This window comes from Spiroplasma endosymbiont of Diplazon laetatorius, from assembly GCF_964019625.1.
Taxonomy (GTDB): Bacteria; Bacillota_I; Bacilli_A; order Mycoplasmatales; family Mycoplasmataceae; genus Spiroplasma_A.
Genome location: NZ_OZ026458.1, coordinates 858,221 through 879,754 on the forward strand (window position 1 = coordinate 858,221; position 21,534 = coordinate 879,754).

The window sequence follows — 21,534 nt, forward strand, 5'->3', positions numbered from 1 at the left end:
TTTAAGCTTGTTTTATTTCAAGTTTCATTGTAGTAAATCCATTCACTTTTATTGCAATTGTGTCTGTAGTTTTAGGTATAATCCCACCTTTAAATGAAGGAGTCATTTTTAAAGTGTATGTACCATCACCATTTTCAACAACTTCTGTTTTAGTTACTTTGTTACCTATAGCTTCTGCAGTTACATTGTAATTTGAACCAGCAACTTTATCAGATAAAGTAAATTGTAAACTTGTTTCTTTATTGTTTTCAATAGCAAGATTGTTTTCTATACCATTTACTTTTTGTTTTACTTGAATAATGTCGTGACCTTGGTAAAAGTTACCTGAAGTTGAACCACCTATTGTGAAATAACCCATTCCTGATGAGTATTTTTCTTCAAGTTTTTTGTTTTCTTCATATTTAGAAAGATCTCCTGATCCAGTTCCTATAGCAACCATTCCTTTTGCACATATATATCCTTGGAATGCAGCTCCATCATGACCATATAATATATCTGATCCAGGTAAAACATCAAATTTAAAATCAATTGGTTTTTGATTAGCATCTTTTGTATTGAAAATAATATTTGTAAACTCTATAAAATGAGATAGAGATACTTTATTTTTAAATTCTTGTGTTAATTGGTTATAAACTTCAGTTTTCGCTTTAATTTGACCAACCTTAGTTTTATCATCAAAGTTATGTACATCAATTTCAACTTTTCCATTTGATGGTAAAGCTTCAAATAATGTTATTCTATCTTCTTGAACTATTTTTTGTGTAAATTCAACTTTCACATTTGGTTTGAATATTCCACCAAGTTCTGGCATACCATTTATTTTAAATGTAGTTGCTGAAACTGTTGATTTTGACATTATTTCTTTTCCACCAGCACCTAAATTTTTAACTAAGTTATTTTTAATGTATTCTAGTTGTTTATTTTTAGCACCAATTTGCTCAAATATTATAGCAGCAAGAGACATTGAGTCATCTTTTTTATTAAGTACATCTTGTAAACTATTAAATGCACCTTTAAATAATCTGATTTCTCCAAGATCTCTATTAACAAAATAATCGCTAGGATCTATACCTTGATTTAATGTAACCAAGTTAGAACCTTTAACTGTTTTACTGTTTTCTGATGCAGATATTTGGTAAAGAGCTCCAATACCATTGTTACCAGAATCAATTTCTTCAATTTTTAAATCTTCAGCATTTAATTTAACACCATTCATTTCACTAAAACCATTAATTACTGATTCTTCTGTTATTTGGAAACCATCGTCCCCTATAGCAATATTTGGGTCAATATAACCATCAGTCATATTACCCGCCATTACATTAAGCACTAAGTTATCTTGAGCTAAATCAAAAACACTTAAAGTAATTTTGATATTTACATCCACAGTTTGTCCGTTTTCAGACTTAACTGTTAAAACAAGATTTTCTATTTCTTTATTATTTGCAGTAATTTTAATTCTATGATTTGCTGAATCAATTTCAGCTTCTGCATATCCTTGGTTGTTAAAAGTAAGACTTGAAGGTTTTTTATCTTCACTCAATGAGTCTCAATTTGTAACTGTTATGTAGTTGAATTTAGAAGTTTCCATTTCAATTGAAGTTTTATCTAATTTGAAAGAATCTTCTTGCTGAATTTCTTTTATAGTTACAGTTATAACTTCTTTGTATCCGATGCCAGACTCAACAGTAACTTTTACAGTTGATGGCTTAGCATTTGCTAATGGACTTATTGTGATTTCTCCATTTAAACCGATTGTAGCTTGTACAATACCGTCTGTGTCGTAAGTAAATTTACTTGGTTTAGATTTTGTATTTAATATTTCTCAGTTTGATATTTTAATTGATCCAGGATTTTTTGTATCAATTTCAATGTTGTTTTTTTCAAGTTTGAAGTTAGCATTTGGCAGATTTTCTCCCCCGTTTTCGCTTCCTCCTTTATCCCCACAAGCTACAACAACAGCTGCAGGTGAAGCAACTAAAGTAGCAGTTGCTAAAAGTGTCAATAATTTTTTCATTTTCCTATTTCTCCTATTTAATTTATTTTTTGTGTTATAAAAATTACTCTAAGTTTGTGTGAAAACTTATTTGAGTACAATAAAAATTTTATATTTCGATATTTAAACTAAAAAACTAGTTTATAAAAAATAAATTAAATTAGAGGTGGAGTTGTTGCCTTTTTAGTTTCTTTTAGGAAAGAAGATATTTTTTTATTGAAATTCATGTCATTTTCAATATTTTTTGATGTTAAAAATATTTCTATTTCATCATTAAGTTCATTCATGCAAACTGATTGATCAAAGTTAGAAACATTTAAAAATATAGTACTAAAGTAAATTTGCTCCATTAAGAAATTTACTTCTAATTCTGGATTTTCTACTCACTCTATTTTAATAATAAATTTATATACGAAAAATAATGTTATAAGAGCAATAGCTAAAAGAACACTAAAAGAAGCAAAAACTAAAACAACAATGTTATATTCTAACTCTCTTCCTTCTGCTGTGAAGAAATTATAAAGATAAAGAGCTACAAAAGGTAGAGTTAATAAAGCTAATTTACACACAAAAGATAAATGATCTTTTTTTATCATTCATTTTAGATTTTTAGTATTATTTAAATTTAATTTAATGTAATGAACAAATTTAGTAAATTCTATTATTGTAACCAATAACAAAATAAACATGAATAAAGTATTAAGTCAAACGTTTAAATGTTCAAAAATAGCATTTATTTTTGCACTTATAAAAACGCCATAATTAGAAACAGTAAGCAAGTAAAAATGAAGTATTATAGAAAATACTGTAACGCTTATTAAAATCTTTTTGCTAGCAGCTTTAATCTTTAACATTTCATTACATCCTTTTGATTGATTATACAAACTTTAAAATAAATTACAAGTTTTTGATTTTAAACACAAAAAAACACTCCTTTAAGGAATGTTTTTAAAACCAACTATTTATCTTTTAAAGCTTCAAGTGGGTTAATTTTTTGAATGTTTGATCATCCAATACCAAATGTTACTCCATAAATTGCTGCAATAACACCAAATACGGCAAATGGTAATCATATTGTAAATTGAACAGGTAATACTCAAGCTGTATTTATAGCCATGTAATTAGCAATAAATACAAATGTAGTTCAACCTATTATAAATCCAATAACATACATAATTAATATAGGCATTATGTACATTCCTAGAATTTGTTTTACAACATAAGGATTTGAATATCCTAAAGTTTTCATTGTTGCAATAAATTGTTTGTTTTCATAAATAATTAAGCTTGTTGTTAAAAGAATAATTGTTGCTGAAACAATAACTGCAATTACTATAAACATAATCATAATCATGTTTATTAAAGTTGTTATTTGTCCTAAAATTTGTCTGGTTTGTTCTTTTGGGAGCATTGTAGAAAGAGCTCCAATACCATAACCTTCATTAAAGTTTTTTGGATCTATTGTCATACATTTTTGATCTTCGACTTCTTCATAAGCAGAGTTTTCATTTTCCTCTTTAGGAGGACATTCAGTTTCTATCATATGGTAGTTTCCATTTAAACCAACAGAACTAAAATCGGCAAATCTTTGCGCAATTGACATTCCACTCTCTAAATCTTGCATAACTTTATCTCCAGTGTATTTATAATTAAATATTGGATATAAATTATTGTACAATTCGTTCATTTTTCTTCAGCTCGAGTTTTCCTTACTTCTTTCAACATTTGATTTGAAGTCTTCAAAACTTCTTTTACCGTTGTAAACTTCTGTAAAGAACTGTTCAAGGTTTGTTCCTTGTATAATTTCATCATTCTCACCAGAAAACATTTCCATTTTGTATATTGGGTTTCCTTCAGGATATTCTCTTGCAAATCAATTTTCAAAATTGTATTTTTGAGTTTTATCATAACCCAAAATTTCATTTGCTGATTCGTTATTTATTCAACCTTGGGGTTGTCCATAACCATCTTGAACTCCTACTATTTCAAATTCTTTAGAAAACACATCTTTATTAATTACTAAATTTCCATTTTTGTATTTGTTGTATACATCAACTGTATTTGTAGCATCTTCTGCATACTTTGCAGATATATTAGATCCAGCAATTTGAGAAGAACCAACACCACCTAAGTTTGATGTAAATATTGCAGCTGAGTTATTAGAATAAAGACCGTCATTTGTATAGTAACCATATGTAGACTGTGTTCGCATTTCTTTAAAATCAATATAATTGTCTTCTTTTGTGGGGTTTCCAACATTGTGACCATATTTAATTGTAGAATTGTTATCACTATTTACATTGTAATATTCCACTTTTTTTGAATCACTATATAGTAATTCTTGTAGCACTTCAAAACTAACTGTAGCACCAATATCTTTTCCTAATTTTTTTTGCATACTCTCATTTATTATAAGAGGCACTTTCCCATTTTCAGCTTTGTTTAAAAATAGATTTTCCTTAATATTTTTACCTTTAGAATCTCTTAGATCAACAAGAGATGAATCTCTATTAATACCATATATTTTAGCACTTTCTTTTTTATTATTTAAAGTATTAAAATTAACATTAAGTGATGTACCAAGTTCGTCCAATTTATTATCATAAGGAACTAGGTTAAAGGCTATGTTATAATTTTTATTTTTTTCTAAAGCTTGTTTCATTTTTTCTTGAACAAAATAAGAGGCTCTTGTATAAGTTGTTTGTAATATTGCCATACCCATTCTTCCATCCAATACAGCACCAAATCATAAAGTAAGTGCTGTATTTAGTTTTTTAATGTCAGCAGCTTCAAGTTTGTTTAGATAAGAATCATTTAAGTCTTGTGGATTTAATAAATCTGATTCGTTTTTTCATCGGAAACTTGTGTCTTCAATATTTATCTCCATATATTCTGAAGATTTTATTTTATTATCATTTATTCAATAATTACTTACACCTTTCTTTTTATCTGTAGGTTTTTTTGTAAATACTTCATTAAGATTTCCTATTGCTTTTTTGGCATTTATCTCACCGTCTTGTAAAGAATTATTATTAAAACTTAGTTTTAAACCACCAATATATTTGTTGTAAATTCTTAACATGATTTTTGTGTATTTTAGAAGTTGTTGTTGTTCTAAATTATCACCCACCATTACTAGATTTGGTAAATCAGAAGCTGTTAATTGTGAATAATCAGGTCATTGGCCTTGCAATTGTGTTAAAGCGGTTGAAGATCCAATTCCTGAAACCGATGCTTGATCAAGGTTTAGCAATAATTTTGTAGACATATTTTTTCAATCCAAGTATGAAAACTCTGTTCAAAAAAACTTATCATTGTCAGCTATATCATATGAATAATAATACGGACTAATATCTCCGCCAACAATTTCACTAACAACCTTATTTCAATCTATAGCTTCCGAAGCCTTTTTACCAGCAGCTTCTTCGATTAACGGGTAAGCAGTACGACCGTCAGTTCAACCACTAGCATTTCCAATAGATGGACCGGTGTCTTTCCCACCATTCCTTATTTTTATTTTTTCTTTATACTCTCCTCAACCTTTATTTTCAGCATTTGGGTTGTATGTTTTGTAGAAAGACCAAGGATTATTTGCTATTGGTTGTGTATACTCAACCATGTTTTCATAATTCATACCATTAAATGTTGCTGTCATGTTGTCTGACATAACTTTCGGAGCAACCACAGTGGTTGTTAAAAGCGTTGCACTAAGTAACATTGTTGCACTAACTCCGGCTAATTTTCCAAGAGAAGTTGTTAATAAAGCCACTCTTAATCTTGGGTTAAAACGTCTTTTAGCAGACAACGATTTAATCTTCATTGCAAATTTATTAATTACCTTATCATCTCCACCTTTTAATAAAGTTAGAGCTGATAATCTTATTTTTCAATAACCAATTGAATAAGCAAGTACAGTTAAAGCTAATCATAATCCTAAAATACTTGCACTAAAAGTAACAATATTAAATTTAAATCCCAGGAAAGCTATGTTGAAGTAATTTGAGAACATTCCAACAATTACTGTTTCTAAGAAAATCGAAAGTATATAACCAGCTAACGCTCCCGCTATAGAAACAATTAAAGGTATCGCAATGAAGTTATTTACAACTTCACGTTTTTTATAACCAAGTGATTTCAAACAACCAATTTGCCTACTTTGTAATTCCACTTGTTTTTTAGTTGTTAAAACTGTTGTAAAGCCTGCAATAACAATAATAACAATAATAAGACCTGTCGCCATAGCATTATAACCACTCATTATTGAACTAAAAGTTGTTATTCTTGTTGAAAATTTATAAGTTGAATCATCTCTATCATAAAAATATCTAATATCTCTTTTTACATTTATGTATGCTTTGTATTCTGAATTCAATTTGTCAATTTCGGATTTAGATCTACCTTCATTGCTTTTGATTGAGAAGTATGATTCTCTGTCATTCTCAGAAGAAACAACAACTTTTGCGTTTTGAACAGCATAAGTTGAAAGATATCTTGTTTTTAAAACACTTTCATCTCTTTTGTTTTTGAAATTATAACTTGCAGTGTTATAACCCATTCAAGTTGGGTCCATATACATTAATACTTCATTTTTAACATTCGGCATTACAGTTGTTTGGTCTAATAAAGGTGTTGTAAAGTCGGCTGATGTTCCAATCCCAACAACTTCGAATCAAACCATATTTTGGTAAGCCCCCATTGCAAGTACATCTTGAGCACTTTTTGTAGATATTGCATTATTTAAGTCCTTAATTTCTTGTGAACTACCTGTTGTATTTTTAACAAGTACATCTTTACCATACTTATCAGCATTAATTCTAACAATATCTCCAATTTTAATTTTATTTTCTTTAGCAAAACTTTCTCCAATAACAACCTCTTTATAATTACCTTGCTTGAAAGTTCTTCCTTTAGAAACAATTAATTTGTCAACACCATTTTGTTGACTTTCTGAATTCATTTTAGAAATTGCCTTTACTTTTATTGACCCATTTTTACCCTCTAAACCAGATATTAATCTAGCTTCAGTAAAAGATGAACTAAAGTTGTACTTAAGACCCATTTGAGCAATAATATATTGTTGCAATAACAATTTCTCATCAGTAATTTCACCATTACTTAAAATATATTCAGATAAATCCTCTCAATCAACTCTACCAGATTCTGGGTCTGTTTCCCCGCCATTTTCCTCATCTCTATTTTGAGAAGGTTTTGGCTGTTTAACTTGATTATTCATATCAACATCAACTACATAATCCCTTAAATTTGATGTTGTCATTAAACTTTCATATGCTCCTTGAACTCTTGTTGTTGTTGCAGATAAAACTGATATAACTAAAGATACAAACATAACCAATAAAGATAAACCTATTATTTGAGATTTATTTTTACCAGCTGATCTAAAAGCGTTCTTAAGTAAAAGTCTAATTCCTTTCATATTGAATTTTTCCTCCTATTGGTTGATAATTTTTACACTTTGTTTTGCTTTAGCTTTTAACTAAAGGTTAATATTTATTTAAAATCGCCTAAATATAATAACACTTTAAAAGTGAAATAACAAATAATAACACTTATAAAAGTCTTTTAAATAAAGGATGAAAATAAAAATAAAAAAAATGTGCTTTAGCACATTTCTGTCGGTTATAGCGTAAATGAAATTTATTAAATACCTTTTCCTTCTTGATCTAATTGATATTATTCAAAAAAGATAAACTAATAAAAAACTATCTACTTCTTATATTTGGTGTATTAAGTTCTATCTTACCGACATAACTATATAATACACTAATTTTACTTTAATAGTTTATTTTTTTTAGCAACAAACCTTCTGGGTTTGCTATAAAAGGCATTTTTTCTTGTTTTAATTCTAAAAAATTTTTTATTTTTTTTAAATCTATTTTACCAGTTGCATAAGCCAAGCAAGCACCAACTATCATTCTTATTTGATACCTTATAAAACCCTTACCTTTAAAAGTAATTGTAAATATATCATCTTGTAAAAATGAATCAATTGATTTTATTTCTCGTATTGTTGCAATAGATTCTGTTTCCTCTTTTTTTAATCCAGAAAAATTGAAAAAATCATGTTCTCCAACAAATAAATTTAGAGCTTCTTTCATTTTTTCAAGATTTATTTCTTTTTTGGGTAAGAAATAAAATCTATTTTCAAAAACATTGTTTGAACCTACATTTATTTTGTATTCATATGTTTTTTCTTTACAATTTCTTACTCTAAAATCTTTATTTATCTCTTCTACATTAGTCACTTGAATTCCTAAGGGTAAACTTCTATTCAATGCTTTTAAAAAACCTTCAACGTTAGGTTGAAAGTTTAGCTCTACTCATGCTTTTTGATCCAAAGCATGAACTCCAGAATCTGTTTTTGATGCCCCAACAACTCTAAATATAGAGTTTCTGGCAACCCTAGAAATAGATGCCTCTATTTCTCCTTGTATAGTTGATTGACCATTTTGTTTGGCCCAACCACAAAAATCAGTTCCGTCATATTGAATTGTAAATAAATAATAAAACATATCTATTGTTTAGTTATTTTAGAAAATAGAATGTCATCAATTCTAGGAATTTGTACTAATTGTGCAAAAGAAGGCATGTTCATATAACAAATTAAAGTTGCAAACACACCCATACCCAAAATAAAGATAATAACATCTAGTATTCTGAATTTAACTTGTCTGTATCTTGTTCTTTTTGCATGAGGATCATATCCTCTTGAGTCCATAGCATAAGCTAAGTCTTCTGCTTTTTGGAAAGCAGAAACTAATAAAGGAATAATTAATGATGTCATTGATTTTGCTTTATCAACCAATTTACCATTTTTAAAGTCAATTCCTCTTGATGATTGAGCTTTCATAATTCTTCCTGCTTCATCAATTAAAGTAGGAATCATTCTTAAAGCAATTGAAATAATAGTTGAGAAAATATAAACAGGTATTCCAATTAATTTTAAAGGTCATAATAAATCTTCAATAGCTAAAGTTAACTCTAAAGGTTGAGTTGTTCCTGTAAGTATTGTAGTTAATGTAATCATTAAAAAGATTCTTATAGTCATATATAAAGCTGAGTAAAAAGCTTTTTCTGAAAAATATAAAGCTTTTCATTTATATACATAACCATAGCCTGCAACATTTGCATGAAGACCTTCAGAAAGACCTTGTAGGTTTTCTTTTAATATAAATATATTAATAAGTATCAAGACGACAAATATTATCATTATTGGTAAAAATAATTTAAATAACATTTTGAAACTTAATTTACTTACAGCATACATCAACACTATGAAAGATCCAACCAACACAAACCCTGTATAACCAATAGGGAAAAATACAACAACAATTAATGCAATGATCATAAATAATTTTAACCTAGGGTCCATTTTATGAATCATTGAGTTATGGGGCATATATCTACCAAATACCATTCTCATTATTAGATTTCTCCTTTTCTATTTTCTTTTAGATTTGATTGCTTTTGCAAGTTCTTCTACAGTTCTGAATTCAACACCTGTAATATCAAGTCCTGCATCTTTTAATTTATGAGCAAGTTTGTATAATTTTGGTGGTTCAATTTCAATTTTTTGTAATAAATCATTGTTTGAGAATATTTCAAATGGTGAACCTTTTGAAATAACCTTTCCTTTATGCATAACAATAACTTCATCAGCTATTTGTAATACATGATCCATATTGTGAGTTACAATAATAATTCTTTTACCTTTTTCTTTATTCAATTTGTAGAATAAATTCATAAAGTCTTCTTCACCTTGAGGATCTAATCCTCCTGTGGGTTCGTCAAGAACAAGTGTGTTTCCATCCATAGCAACAATTCCCGCTATAGCAACACGTCTTTTTTGACCACCACTTAGGTCAAATGGACTTCTTTTTGCATAATCTTCTGGTAAGTCTACCATTCTTAACAATTCAGGAACTTTGTCAAAACTTTCTTGTTTGTTTGCTCCTAAGTTAATTGGTCCAAATGATATATCTTTTTCAATTGTATCTTGGAATAATTGATATTCAGGAAATTGGAATACTAACCCAACTTCTCTTCTCAATTCTTTAACTTGTCTAATTTTTTTAGTTGAAGCAGGAATTTGGTAATTACCAATAATAGTTCTTCCTGTCTCTGTTGTTAATAGACCATTTGTTAATTGTATTAAAGTTGATTTACCACTACCAGTCATTCCGATTACAGCTGTAATTTTTCCTTCTTGTATTGTTAAATCAGTTCCGTTTAATGCTCTAAATTCAAATGGTGAGTTTTTACTATATGTATATGACACTGAGTCAAATTTAATTTCTCCATTGAAATCTCATTTTGGTTGAGATGCCATAGTCATTCTTCTTTTGAATTCTTTTTTAATAGTTTTATCTTTTTTTGGTTGATTATTATATCAATCTTTAACTTCTTGAACTCTTTGAGGCATTAGTTTTTTATCGCTTTTAATATCATTTAAGATTTCTTTTTGATATTGTTTTTGATTTTTTTTATCAGATTTTACTAAAGCAGAAATTTCTTTATGTCTTTTTTTTCTTTTTTTAGCATCTGCTTTTTGCTTAATTGCTAATTCCTTAACATGAGCTTTATATTCGGCTTTTGCTTCTTTTTTATCAGCTATTAGCCTAGCTTTTTGTTCTGGTGATATTTGATTTATTTTTGACATATATTTTTCACCAACTCTTCCAGGTTTGCATTTCCAGAAACCTTAATTCCTTCATTTTGAAGCGCTTCTTCAACTTGAGCCACAAAAGGAATATCTAAGTGAATAGATCTTAAAAAGTCTTTTTCAGATAGTATTTCTTTTGGTGTACCAAATTTAACTAATTGACCTTTATTCATAACCATAACTTTATCAGCATTTAAAATTTCATCCATATCATGAGTAATTGAGAAGATTGTTTTTTCTCTGGTATTTTTTAAATCAACCATAATTTCTTTAACTTCACTTTTACCTTTTGGATCTAACATACTTGTTGCTTCATCGAAAATTAAAATATTTGGAGATAAAGCTAAAGCAGATGCAATAGCAACCCTTTGTTTTTGTCCACCACTTAACATTAATGGTTCATGGTCTAAAAACTCTTCCATTCTAACTTTTTTTGCAGATTGCATTATTATATCTGGCATTTTTTCAGGTGATATTCTTCTATTTTCTAAACCAAAAGCTATATCATCTCTTACAGTTGAACCAATAAATTGGTTATCTGGGTTTTGAAAAACAATACCCAAAAACTTACGAATCATGTTCAAGTTATTTCTTGTAACTTTGTTTCCGTAAACCTCTATAGAACCATTTGTAGGTTGTAAAACCCCAATTATAATTTTTGATAAAGTAGATTTTCCACTACCATTGTGACCAATAATAGTTACATAGTCTCCGTGTTTAATTTCCACACTTACACCATTAACAGCAAAAGGATGTCCTTCTCTATATCTAAATTTAATATTATCTAATTTTAATGCAACATCTGATAATTGAGAAAGTTGTCCACCATGTCCTCTATCTTTGATTGCTACTTTAGATTCTTTATATATAAATGCTGCTAATTTATAATCTTCATATAATTTTCAGTATTCTTTAGTATTTTTATTAACTGTTTTTAGTTTAGCTTTTGCTTCTTTAAGTTCATCTAAAAACACTTTATTATCTGATACAATTTTAAATTCTTTTCTAATTGCTTTATATTCGTTTTCTACTGATTTTACAAAATCTAGATCTACTTCACGTCTAGAAAACTTACTTCTAGCAATAATCATTTTTTGACTTGCACGAACCAATTTATCATTATATTCGTTTAATTTAAGTCTAAAATCATTTAGTTTTTCAGTTGCTTTTGAATTAGTTGACATAGCATTACCTCTCATACATTAATCATTATATCAAATATAAATATTGAATTATTACTAAATTATAAAAAATATAAATAAGTGTAGTTAAAAAAATAACCTTTTTAGGCTACTTTATTTATTTGGTGTCGCTTTTTTTTCAGCTGCTGAAAGACACTTTTTAATTAGTTCTTCGAAACCTTCGCTATCAAGAACGTTTTGACCTTCTATTGTTGAACCATTTGGTACACATATTTGATCAACCATAGTTCTAAGTTCAACATTTGAGTTAGCACTATTTTTGATACTTCCTATAATAGCTGTTTCAACTATTCTAAATGCTTGATCTTTTTCAAAACCTTTCTCAACTGCATAGTCAGTTATCGCTTTAAAGAAAGAAATAACATATGAAGGTAGACAACCAGATATTGCTGTTAGTGTTCCGAATTTATCTTCTTCCACTATTTCAACAATCCCACAACACTTAAACATTTCTATTACAAAGTCCAATTTCTCTTTATCAGCTTTTTTATACGCAATTGCAGTAACAGATTCCCTTAATGAAGCATTCATATTAGGCATCATTCTAATGATTGTAAGATCTTTTTGGTTTTTAAAATTAGTTTCTAATCTTTCAATATCAACGGCATTCGCCATACAAACTATTGTTTTACCATTTAAATCTAATTTGTCTAAATCAGAACACAATGAATCAACAGCGTCAGGTCTTGTTCCAATAACAATTACATCAATATTATTTGATACAATTTCTTCTAAGTTATTTAAAGCTGATAACTTATCCAATGAGTTAACAACTTTATCTTGTAATTCTTTGAAAGCATCATGACCGTAAACTTTGGCATCAAATGTATCATTTGCAAGTATTCCTTTAACCAAAGATGAACCCATATGTCCTAAACCTATAAATAAAATATTTTTCATAATATTTCCTCCTTGTAATATTATAAAACTTTTAAATAAAAAAAACGCCTCAATAGCGTTTTGTTGGTAAATTAGTAATTAAACTAATTCAATGATACACATTGGTGCATTATCACCACGACGGTTATCAAGTTTTAAAATTCTTGTATAACCACCTTCTCTTGTTTTAAATCTTTTTGCGATTGTTGTAAACAATTTTTGTAATGCAGTTTCTTTTTCAGAAGCATCAATATGACGTAATCAAGCAGCAGCTTGTCTACGAGCATGTAAATCTCCTCTTTTACCAAGTGTAACCATTTTGTCAAAGTGTTGTCTTAATTCTTTAGCTCTTGTTTCAGTAATTTCTAATCTTTCTGAAATAATTAGCTCAGTAGTTAAGTTTCTCATTAATGCAACTCTTCAAGCAGTATTTTTACCTCTTTTTTGAATGTATGACATATAACTACACCTCTTCCTAATCTTGTTTAAAAGTTAGTCCTAATTGAACAACTTTATCTTTAATTTCTTTTAATGATTTTCTACCCAAGTTTCTGATTTCTTGAATATCATCTTCTGTACGTGAAACTAAATCACGTAATGAATTGATGTTTGCTCTTTTTAGACAGTTTAAACTTCTTTGAGTGAAGTCTAAGTCTTCGATTAAACGATCTAATTCTTTTTCATCTTCTTCATTTGTTGCTCCAATAACATTTAAGTCATTGATTTCTTCGTTTAAGTTAACGAAGAATTGTAAGTGTTCAACTAAGATTTTTGCAGCAGTTGCTACTGCATCACTAGCTGTAACTGTTCCATCAGTTTCAACTTCTAAAATTAATTTTTCTAAGTCAACTGATTTCCCAATTTTTGTTGCATCCACATTGTATGCCACTTTAACAATTGGAGAATAGTTTGAATCAATTGTGATTGCATCAACAACTAATTTTTCTTTTTTGTTATCTTTGAATGATCTGTAACCTCTTGAGTTTTTAGCAAATAAAGTTAAGTCTAGAACTCCACCATCTGAAATTGTACAGATGTGTAATTCTGGGTTCATAACTTCTACTCCTGTAGGTAAAACGATGTCTCCTGCAGTGATTGCTCCAACTCTTGTTGAGTTAATTTTTAATTCAACAACTTCATCATCTTCAAATATTTTTGAATCGATTTTTAAAGCTAATTTTTTTAAGTTTAAGATAATTCTACTTACATTTTCAACAATACCATTAATTGAAGTAAATTCATGTGCAGCTCCTACAATTTTAATTGCATAAACAGCAGCTCCTGGTGTTGATGATAGTAATGTTCTTCTAATTGCATTACCAAGTGTTGTTCCGAACCCTCTTTCAAGTGGTTCTACTTTAAATTCCCCATAATTTCTGTTTTTTTCTTCTTTTAATAAATTAAATTCTGGTCTTGAAAATTGTTTCATTTAACTTATTAACCTCTTGGGCGTTTTGGGGGACGCACTCCATTATGAGGGATTGGTGTTGTATCTTTAATTGATGTGATTTCTAATCCGATACCTTGTAAACTTCTTACAGCAGCATCTCTTCCTGGACCTGGACCTTTTACCTCAACTGAGATAGTTTTAACTCCATTGTCCATTGCTCCTTTTCCTGCAGCTTCTGCAATCATTTGAGCAGCGTAAGGTGTTGATTTCTTACTTCCTTTAAAACCCATTGCTCCAGCGCTTGATCAAGATATTACGTTACCTTTTTCATCTGAAACAGTTACGATAGTGTTATTGAATGTTGAGTGAATGTGAGCTATACCTTTAGCAATATTCTTTTTAACTTTTTTCTTTTTGTTATTTTGTTTATTATTTGCCATAGTTTATACCTCTCTAACTATTTTTTCTTGTTAGCTACAGTTTTTCTAGGACCTTTTCTTGTACGTGCATTTGTCTTAGTTGACTGTCCACGAACAGTAAGTCCTTTTCTGTGTCTCATTCCTCTGTAACATCCAATTTCCATTAAACGTTTAATGTTTAATGCTGTTTCTCTTCTTAGATCTCCCTCAGTTTTGATTTTTGAGATTTCTTGAGAGATTGATTTGATATTATCTTCTGATAAATCTTTAACTCTTGTTTCTTCGCTTACTTTTGTAGCCTCAAGGATTTTTTGTGAAGTTGATAAACCAATACCATAAATATAAGTTAGAGCAATAACTACTCTTTTTTCATTAGGTATTTCTACCCCATTTATACGAGCCATTATTAATTTCCTTTCTAATAAGATTAACTAATTTTTGTTTAATAATATTTATTATTAATAATTAACCTTGACGTTGTTTATGTTTTGGTTGTTCACAAATAATCATTACACGGCCTTTACGTCTAATTACACGACACTTGTCGCATATTTTTTTGATAGATGATCTTACTTTCATCTTTTCTAACCTCCTGATTTTGTGTACTTAATTTATATTTATTTTATTTTTAAATTACTTATTTACCATTTTTGAAACGGTATGTAATTCTTCCACGTGTAGGGTCATATGGTGAAATTGCAACAGTGACTTTATCACCTGGTAAGATGCGAATGTAGTTCATTCGGATTTTACCAGACACGTGGGCGTCTATTACTATTTCATTTTCTAATTTCACCTTAAAAGTAGCATTTGGTAGTACCTCTAAAATGGTACCATCCACTTCTAAATAATCTTCTTTTGCCATTATTCTGTTTCCTCCTTGGTTTTAAATAAAGTTAATACCTCTGGATCTCCTTCAGTGACCAAAATAGTATGTTCAAAGTGGGCAGTCATGCTACCATCTTTTGATGACACTGTTCAGTCATCATCAGCAACAACAGTTTTATGTGTTCCTATTTGAACCATTGGTTCAATACAAATAGTCATTCCCGGAACTAATCTCATTCCAGTATTTTCTACTCCTACGTTAGGCACATAAGGATCTTCATGCATTTCCAATCCAATACCGTGTCCTGAATAATCTGTTGGCAAATGATAACCATTTTCTTCAATAAAATTTTGAACAGTAGAAGAGATGGTTCCGATGCGCACACCGGCTCTTACCTGATCAATTGCCAAATATAGTGACTTTTCAGTCAACTCTATAAGTTTATCATACTTTTTGTCTTTTGAGTTACCACAAATTACAGTTTTTGCAGCATCTGCATGATATTTTTCGAAAACACATCCAGTATCTATTGAAACAATATCTCCATCTTGTAGAACTCTATCTGTAGGTATTCCGTGGATTAACTGTTCATTGATAGAAATACAAATATGTGCAGGGAATCCTCCATAACCTTTAAAGTTACTTGTACATCCCTTTGATGTAATAAAATCAATGAAAAACTTATCCAACTCTAGACAATTAACTCCTGGTTTTACAAGTTTTTTTAATTCATGTAAAGCTTCACCAAGAACTTGTCCAGCATATCTCATTTTCTCAATTTGTTGAGCGTTTTTAATTGTTATAGCCATTAATTAAGCCCCTAAAATTTCCATAACCCTGTTATATAGTTCTTCAGGTGTACAATTATCTGCATCAACTTTAATAGTCTTTTCTTTATAAAACTCAATTAAAGGTGCGGTTTGATTATGATATGCTTCTAATCTTGTTTTGATTTTATCTTCTTGGTCATCTGGTCTTGTAATTAACTCACCGCCATCAAAATCACAAACACCTTCTTTTAAAGGTTTTCTGTTAATTTTGTGATAACTTCTTTTACAAATTTTACAAATCATTCTTCCAGTTAATCTTCCCAATAAAACGCTTTCGTCTATATCAAGATAAACCACTTTGTCTATTTGATCATTTAATTCTTCTAGCATTTTATCTAAAGCTAAAGCTTGGTCATCAGTTCTTGGAAAACCATCAAATATCAAGTCTTTTGCTTTTGTTTTTAGATAGTTTTCAACCATTGAATTTGTAACTGAGTCAGGAACTAATTTTCCTTCGTTCATGTATTTTTGAGCTTCGATACCTAATTCTGTTTGGTTTGAAATGTTTTCCCTAAATAAGTCCCCAGTAGATAATTGAGTAAAGTTATTTTTCTCACAAAGGAACTCTGAAAGAGTTCCTTTTCCACTACCTGGAGCTCCAAGTAATATTATATTCATAAATTATTGTTCTCCTTGTTATCAAATGTGTGAGTTATATGAAGTTTCATCTTCAACAAACTTGTCTTGTTTTTTGTCTAAGAAAGATTGTTGTATTAATCTTCCTTTTAATTGTTGAACTGTTTGAATTGCAACAGAAATTACAATAATAAGTCCTGTTCCACCAATTGCCAAGTGAGATGGCAATGCAGTAATTTTTGTAATTACATATGGTAAGACAGCTATTCCTGCAAGGAATAGAGCTCCCAATACACTTAATCTATTAATTACTCCTGACAAGAACTTTTCAGTTTCTTTTCCTGGTTTAATTCCTGGAATAAATGTTCCTGATTTTTTAAAGTTCTCTGTAATTTTTTCAGGATTTATTTGAACTTGAGCATAAAGGAATGTAAATAATATAGTTAGTATTCCATATATTGATATTCCTCATCAAGTACCAAATGATAAGTAGTTTTCTGTAAATGCCACAAAACCATTTGTTGGGTTTGTTGCAGCTACAATTTGAGCTACCGTCATTGGTGTTGATATAATTGCTGATGCAAAAATAACTGGTATAACCCCTGCATTATTTAACTTAAGGGGAAGATACGGTGTATGTTCTTTTGTATCAACAAGACCCGATCCCGTTTGTTGGATTGGAATTTTTCTTTCTGCTTCATTCATAAGGACAACTACAAATATAACCAATAAGAATGAAACAACATATATTAAGAATTTTAGTAATCCATCAAAAAGAACTGTAGGTTCACCTTTAATTTCTACTCAAAATTTAAATGTGTTTGTAAAGTTACTTGGCATTTGTGAAACAATACCTGTAAAAATAATTATTGAAACCCCATTACCAATACCTTTAATAGTTATTTGATCTGAGATTCATAACATTAAGAATGTTCCACCAAGCATTACAGCAGGCACTAATATAAAGTAGAATCATGCGGGTCCAGTTCCTTCTTCATTTGTACCTCATTTAGGATCAATTAAACCCTGACTGTAAAGTGTAAATATTGTAGCTACAGATTGCATTAATGCAAATGGTATAGCCAATACTTTTGTTAATCTATCAAGTTTTCTTCTTCCTCTTTCTCCAGATTTACTTCATCTTGTTAAAACTGGAACAACATCTGTTGAAAGTAGTTGAACAATAATTGAAGCTGTAATATAAGGAGAAACCCCTAATGCTAGAATTGAGAATTGACCAATTGTTCCTCCCCCTAGGGTTGATAACAATTGGAAGAAGTCTTGACCACCGATTTGATCTTTGAAATCGGCATTTACTTGTATACCAGGAACAGTTAATAGTGTTCCTGCTCTAATAACAATTAGTACTATTAAAGTAAAAACGATTCGTTTTACAAGGTCCTTGTTTCTTATAAAGAAACCACCTTTCGCGAATTCGTTTTTATATTTAGTTGATTTAGCTTTTTTAGTTTTTTTAACTTTAGCAGCCACCTAAATCACCTCTATAGTACCCCCGGCAGCTTTGATTGACTCTTCAGCGCTTTTTGATACTTTATTAACTTTAACATTTATTGACTTTGTAATTTTACCATTACCAAGTACTTTTACTAAAGTTTTTTCATTTTTAATTAATTTTTTATCCATTAAAGTTTTGTGATTTACATCTGTTAACCCTAATGTTTCTAATTTATCTAAGTTGATTAATACAAATTCTTTTCTGTTTAAACTTGTAAATCCAATTTTAGGTAATCTTCTGAATAAAGGAGTTTGTCCCCCTTCAAAACCAGGTCTTACCCCTCCACCAGAACGTGAATTTTGACCTTTGTGTCCTCTAGTTGATGTTTTACCTTTACCTGAAGCCATACCACGACCAACACGTGTTGTGTCTTTTTTGCTTCCTGGTGTAGATTTTAATTCATGTAATTTCATAAAATAATTACTCCTTCTTAAGCTGTAGTAGCTTCTTTAGTTTCTTTTTTAACTTCAACTTGAGTTCCACGTAATCTTGCTATTTGTTCTGGTGTTTGCATTTGTTGTAAACCTTCTAATGTAGCTCTGATCATGTTGATAGGTGTATTTGATCCTAATGATTTTGTATAGATATCTGAAATTCCAGCTAATTCGACAACAGCACGAACTGGACCACCAGCAATAACCCCTGTACCTTTACGAGCAGGTTTAATCATAACTTTACCAGCACCATAGTGCCCCATAACATCATGAGGAACTGTACTTCCAGCTAAAGGAACTCTAATTAAAGATTTTCTTGCTTCTTTAATAGCTTTCTTAATAGCGTCTGGTACTTCGTTTGCTTTACCTGTTCCTAATCCAACTCTACCTTTTTTATCACCGATAACTACAACTGCTGCAAATCTGAATCTACGTCCACCTTTTGTAACTTTTGTAACACGGTTAATTGTAACAACTCTTTCTTCATAAGGGTTGTCTTCTCTGTTTCTGTTGAATTTTGGATCTCTTCTTTGTCCGTTAGGTCTATTGTTGTTGTTTGGTCTTGTGTTTGTTCTATCTTGGTTGTTTGTTTCAACTTTTGAATCTGCTTTTGGAGCTGATTCAGCATTAACAACTTTTGTTTCTTCTGCCATTTTTTCCTATCTCCTTCTTAGAATTTCATACCATTTTCTTTTGCAGATTCTGCAAAAGCTTTTACTTTACCATGGAATAAATATCCACCTCTATCAAATACTACATCAGTTATTTTTTTACTTTTTGCTTTTTCAGCAATATCTTTACCTACAGCTTTTGCTGCATCGATATTACGTCCATTTTTTAATCCCATTTTGATTGAAGATGATGATACTAATGTAACACCAGTTACGTCATCAATTATTTGAGCATAGAAGTATGAGTTTGATTTAAATACATTTAATCTTGGTCTAGCACTTGTTCCAGACACTTTATTTCTTACTCTATAGTGTCTTCTTTTTCTTGCTTCTGCTTTAGTGTATTTCATATTTACTTCTCCTTAGCAACAGCCTACTTACCAGCTGCTTTACCTTCTTTTCTAATGATTTTTTCATTTTTGTATTTAACCCCTTTACCTTTATAAGGTTCAGGTCTTCTGTATGCTCTAATGTTTGCCGCTACTTCTCCAACTAATTGTTTATCAATTCCTGATATTTTAATTTCAGTTGGTTTTGGGATTTCTACTGTAATTCCTTTTGGAACTTCGTATTCAACTGGGTGTGAGAACCCTAGTGATAGGTTGATTTTGTTTCCTGCTAATGCAGCTCTATAACCAACCCCAACAATTTCAAGTTCTCTAACAAAACCTTCACTAACTCCAGTTAACATACCTTGAATTAATGAGTTTGTAGTCCCGTGTAATTGTTTTGTGTGTTTGTTTTCGTTTTGTCTTAAAGTTTTTAGTTCTGCACCTTCAACTTTAACTTCGATTAATGGACTAAAAGTTTGAGTTAACTCTCCTTTTGATCCTTTTATAGTTACAACGTTATTTGCTTCAACTTTAACTTCTACTCCGGCTGGAATTGCTAATATTCTGTTTCCTATACGTGACATATATTAATTCCTCCTATTATCATACAAATGCAAGAACTTCTCCACCAATGTTTTGGTGACGAGCTTCTTTATCTGTCATGATTCCGTTTGAAGTTGAAACGATTGCAATACCTAACCCGTTTAATACTTGAGGTAAGTCGTGAGAATTTGAGTAAACTCTTAATCCTGGTTTTGAAATTCTTTTTAATCCTTTAATAACTCTAATTTTCCCTTTGTATTTTAAGCTTATAGTAATGTCTTTCTTAAAGTCATCTGCAACTTTGAAGTCTTCGATGAAACCTTCTTTTTTAAGAATGTTTGCGATTTCTAATTTTACTTTGCTTCCTGGAATTAGAACTTCTTTGTGATAACGTTGGTTAGCATTTCTAATTCTAGTAAGCATATCTGCGATTACATCTGTTGTCATAATTTCTTTTTCCTTTCACTATCATGAAGCTTTCTTAATACCAGGGATTTGTCCTTTGTATGCTAGATCTCTGAAGCATACACGACATAGATTAAATTTTCTCAAAACTGAATGAGGTCTACCACAGTTTCCACAACGTGTGTATTCTCTAACTTTGAATTTTTGGACTTTTGCTTGTTTTACTTTTAATGATTTTTTTGCCATTTTATCCTATTCTCCTCGATTACTTAACGAAAGGCATTCCTATTTTTTGTAGTAATGCAAATGATTCGTCCTTGTTAGTTGCTGTTGTAACGATAGTTATATCCATCCCACGAACTTTTTTTACTTTATCGTAATCAATTTCTGGGAAAATAATTTGTTCTTTGATACCCATTGTGTAGTTTCCTTGTTTGTCGAAACTAGTTTTTGATACCCCTCTAAAGTCACGTACACGTGGTAACGCAACAGAGATTAATTTGTCTAAGAATTCATACATTCTTTTTCCTCTTAAAGTTACTTTTGCTCCAATTGGCATACCTTCACGCAATTTGAACACAGCTAAAGATTTTTTAGCTTTAGTTACTAGAGGTTTTTGACCTGTGATTTGTTGTAATTCAAGAACTGCATCGTCTAATTTCTTAGTATCGTGTACAGCATCTCCAATTCCCATGTTGATAACTACTTTTGTGATTTTTGGAACTTGCATGATTGATTTGTATTGCTTTTCTTTAAATAATTCTGGGATGATTTTATCTTTATATTGTTTTTCTAATCTATTAATATTTGCTTTTGCCATACTAACTTATCC

24 protein-coding genes are annotated in these 21,534 nt (G+C 29.9%); all 24 read right to left on the reverse strand.

From position 1 onward, the window contains the following. Position 1: 1 nt before the first annotated feature. The 24 genes from AACL10_RS04130 to rplE all read right to left on the reverse strand — a co-directional run bounded on the left by AACL10_RS04130 (position 2) and on the right by rplE (position 21,507). Positions 2-2,017, reverse strand: coding sequence for a lipoprotein (locus tag AACL10_RS04130; protein ID WP_338984859.1), 2,016 nt, complete (start codon positions 2,015-2,017; stop codon positions 2-4). 134 nt (positions 2,018-2,151) lie between these two features. Beyond that, positions 2,152-2,850, reverse strand: a complete 699-nt coding sequence (locus tag AACL10_RS04135) for a hypothetical protein (protein WP_338984861.1) — start codon at positions 2,848-2,850, stop codon at positions 2,152-2,154. Positions 2,851-2,954: 104 nt separating this feature from the next. Beyond that, entirely contained in the window at positions 2,955-7,430 is a 4,476-nt protein-coding gene (locus AACL10_RS04140; RefSeq protein ID WP_338984863.1) for an ABC transporter permease, read from the reverse strand. A 358-nt stretch (positions 7,431-7,788) separates the two neighbouring features. Next, complete coding sequence (gene truA / locus AACL10_RS04145; protein WP_338984865.1) at positions 7,789-8,526, reverse strand: tRNA pseudouridine(38-40) synthase TruA; 738 nt, start codon at positions 8,524-8,526, stop codon at positions 7,789-7,791. A 2-nt stretch (positions 8,527-8,528) separates the two neighbouring features. Further along, positions 8,529-9,437 carry an energy-coupling factor transporter transmembrane component T gene (locus AACL10_RS04150; RefSeq protein WP_338984867.1) on the reverse strand — a complete coding sequence of 303 codons (909 nt, stop codon included), beginning with the start codon at positions 9,435-9,437 and terminating at the stop codon, positions 8,529-8,531. 18 nt (positions 9,438-9,455) lie between these two features. Beyond that, a complete protein-coding gene (locus tag AACL10_RS04155; RefSeq protein WP_422398164.1) occupies positions 9,456-10,349 on the reverse strand; it encodes an energy-coupling factor transporter ATPase in 894 nt (297 codons plus the stop codon). Between the two features lie 311 nt (positions 10,350-10,660). Beyond that, a complete protein-coding gene (locus tag AACL10_RS04160; protein WP_422398165.1) occupies positions 10,661-11,521 on the reverse strand; it encodes an energy-coupling factor transporter ATPase in 861 nt (286 codons plus the stop codon). Positions 11,522-11,971: 450 nt separating this feature from the next. Next, a complete protein-coding gene (locus AACL10_RS04165; RefSeq protein WP_338984872.1) occupies positions 11,972-12,778 on the reverse strand; it encodes a pyrroline-5-carboxylate reductase family protein in 807 nt (268 codons plus the stop codon). A gap of 78 nt (positions 12,779-12,856) precedes the next feature. Beyond that, on the reverse strand, positions 12,857-13,216 hold the full coding sequence (gene rplQ / locus AACL10_RS04170; protein WP_101781014.1) for a 50S ribosomal protein L17: 360 nt from the start codon (positions 13,214-13,216) through the stop codon (positions 12,857-12,859). Positions 13,217-13,232: 16 nt separating this feature from the next. Continuing rightward, the gene (locus AACL10_RS04175) at positions 13,233-14,186 is read right to left on the reverse strand and encodes a DNA-directed RNA polymerase subunit alpha (RefSeq protein WP_338984876.1); all 954 of its coding nucleotides are present in this window, start codon (positions 14,184-14,186) and stop codon (positions 13,233-13,235) included. 8 nt (positions 14,187-14,194) lie between these two features. Then, positions 14,195-14,587, reverse strand: coding sequence for a 30S ribosomal protein S11 (gene rpsK / locus AACL10_RS04180; protein WP_338984879.1), 393 nt, complete (start codon positions 14,585-14,587; stop codon positions 14,195-14,197). Between the two features lie 17 nt (positions 14,588-14,604). Beyond that, positions 14,605-14,970 (reverse strand): 30S ribosomal protein S13, encoded by a 366-nt coding sequence (gene rpsM, locus AACL10_RS04185; protein WP_338984881.1) that lies wholly within the window; start codon positions 14,968-14,970, stop codon positions 14,605-14,607. Positions 14,971-15,031: 61 nt separating this feature from the next. Next, positions 15,032-15,145 carry a 50S ribosomal protein L36 gene (rpmJ, locus tag AACL10_RS04190; RefSeq protein WP_338984883.1) on the reverse strand — a complete coding sequence of 38 codons (114 nt, stop codon included), beginning with the start codon at positions 15,143-15,145 and terminating at the stop codon, positions 15,032-15,034. Positions 15,146-15,203: 58 nt separating this feature from the next. Next, the gene (gene infA, locus AACL10_RS04195; RefSeq protein WP_338984884.1) at positions 15,204-15,431 is read right to left on the reverse strand and encodes a translation initiation factor IF-1; all 228 of its coding nucleotides are present in this window, start codon (positions 15,429-15,431) and stop codon (positions 15,204-15,206) included. After that, positions 15,431-16,204, reverse strand: a complete 774-nt coding sequence (gene map / locus AACL10_RS04200; protein WP_338984886.1) for a type I methionyl aminopeptidase — start codon at positions 16,202-16,204, stop codon at positions 15,431-15,433. Before map ends, infA begins: the two co-directional genes overlap by 1 nt. A gap of 3 nt (positions 16,205-16,207) precedes the next feature. Next, complete coding sequence (locus tag AACL10_RS04205; RefSeq protein WP_338984889.1) at positions 16,208-16,843, reverse strand: adenylate kinase; 636 nt, start codon at positions 16,841-16,843, stop codon at positions 16,208-16,210. 18 nt (positions 16,844-16,861) lie between these two features. Next, on the reverse strand, positions 16,862-18,292 hold the full coding sequence (secY, locus tag AACL10_RS04210; RefSeq protein WP_338984891.1) for a preprotein translocase subunit SecY: 1,431 nt from the start codon (positions 18,290-18,292) through the stop codon (positions 16,862-16,864). Continuing rightward, positions 18,293-18,730, reverse strand: coding sequence for a 50S ribosomal protein L15 (gene rplO, locus AACL10_RS04215; RefSeq protein WP_338984893.1), 438 nt, complete (start codon positions 18,728-18,730; stop codon positions 18,293-18,295). It lies immediately after the preceding gene. A gap of 17 nt (positions 18,731-18,747) precedes the next feature. Further along, positions 18,748-19,404 carry a 30S ribosomal protein S5 gene (rpsE, locus tag AACL10_RS04220; protein WP_338984895.1) on the reverse strand — a complete coding sequence of 219 codons (657 nt, stop codon included), beginning with the start codon at positions 19,402-19,404 and terminating at the stop codon, positions 18,748-18,750. Between the two features lie 17 nt (positions 19,405-19,421). After that, positions 19,422-19,772: a 50S ribosomal protein L18 gene (gene rplR, locus AACL10_RS04225; protein ID WP_101781022.1), complete on the reverse strand. Its 351-nt coding sequence runs from the start codon at positions 19,770-19,772 to the stop codon at positions 19,422-19,424. A gap of 23 nt (positions 19,773-19,795) precedes the next feature. Beyond that, positions 19,796-20,338 carry a 50S ribosomal protein L6 gene (gene rplF, locus AACL10_RS04230; RefSeq protein ID WP_338984897.1) on the reverse strand — a complete coding sequence of 181 codons (543 nt, stop codon included), beginning with the start codon at positions 20,336-20,338 and terminating at the stop codon, positions 19,796-19,798. A gap of 16 nt (positions 20,339-20,354) precedes the next feature. Continuing rightward, positions 20,355-20,744 carry a 30S ribosomal protein S8 gene (gene rpsH / locus AACL10_RS04235; RefSeq protein WP_101781024.1) on the reverse strand — a complete coding sequence of 130 codons (390 nt, stop codon included), beginning with the start codon at positions 20,742-20,744 and terminating at the stop codon, positions 20,355-20,357. An 18-nt stretch (positions 20,745-20,762) separates the two neighbouring features. After that, the gene (locus AACL10_RS04240) at positions 20,763-20,948 is read right to left on the reverse strand and encodes a type Z 30S ribosomal protein S14 (protein WP_020834740.1); all 186 of its coding nucleotides are present in this window, start codon (positions 20,946-20,948) and stop codon (positions 20,763-20,765) included. Between the two features lie 19 nt (positions 20,949-20,967). Beyond that, the gene (rplE, locus tag AACL10_RS04245) at positions 20,968-21,507 is read right to left on the reverse strand and encodes a 50S ribosomal protein L5 (protein WP_422398166.1); all 540 of its coding nucleotides are present in this window, start codon (positions 21,505-21,507) and stop codon (positions 20,968-20,970) included. Positions 21,508-21,534 lie beyond the last annotated feature (27 nt).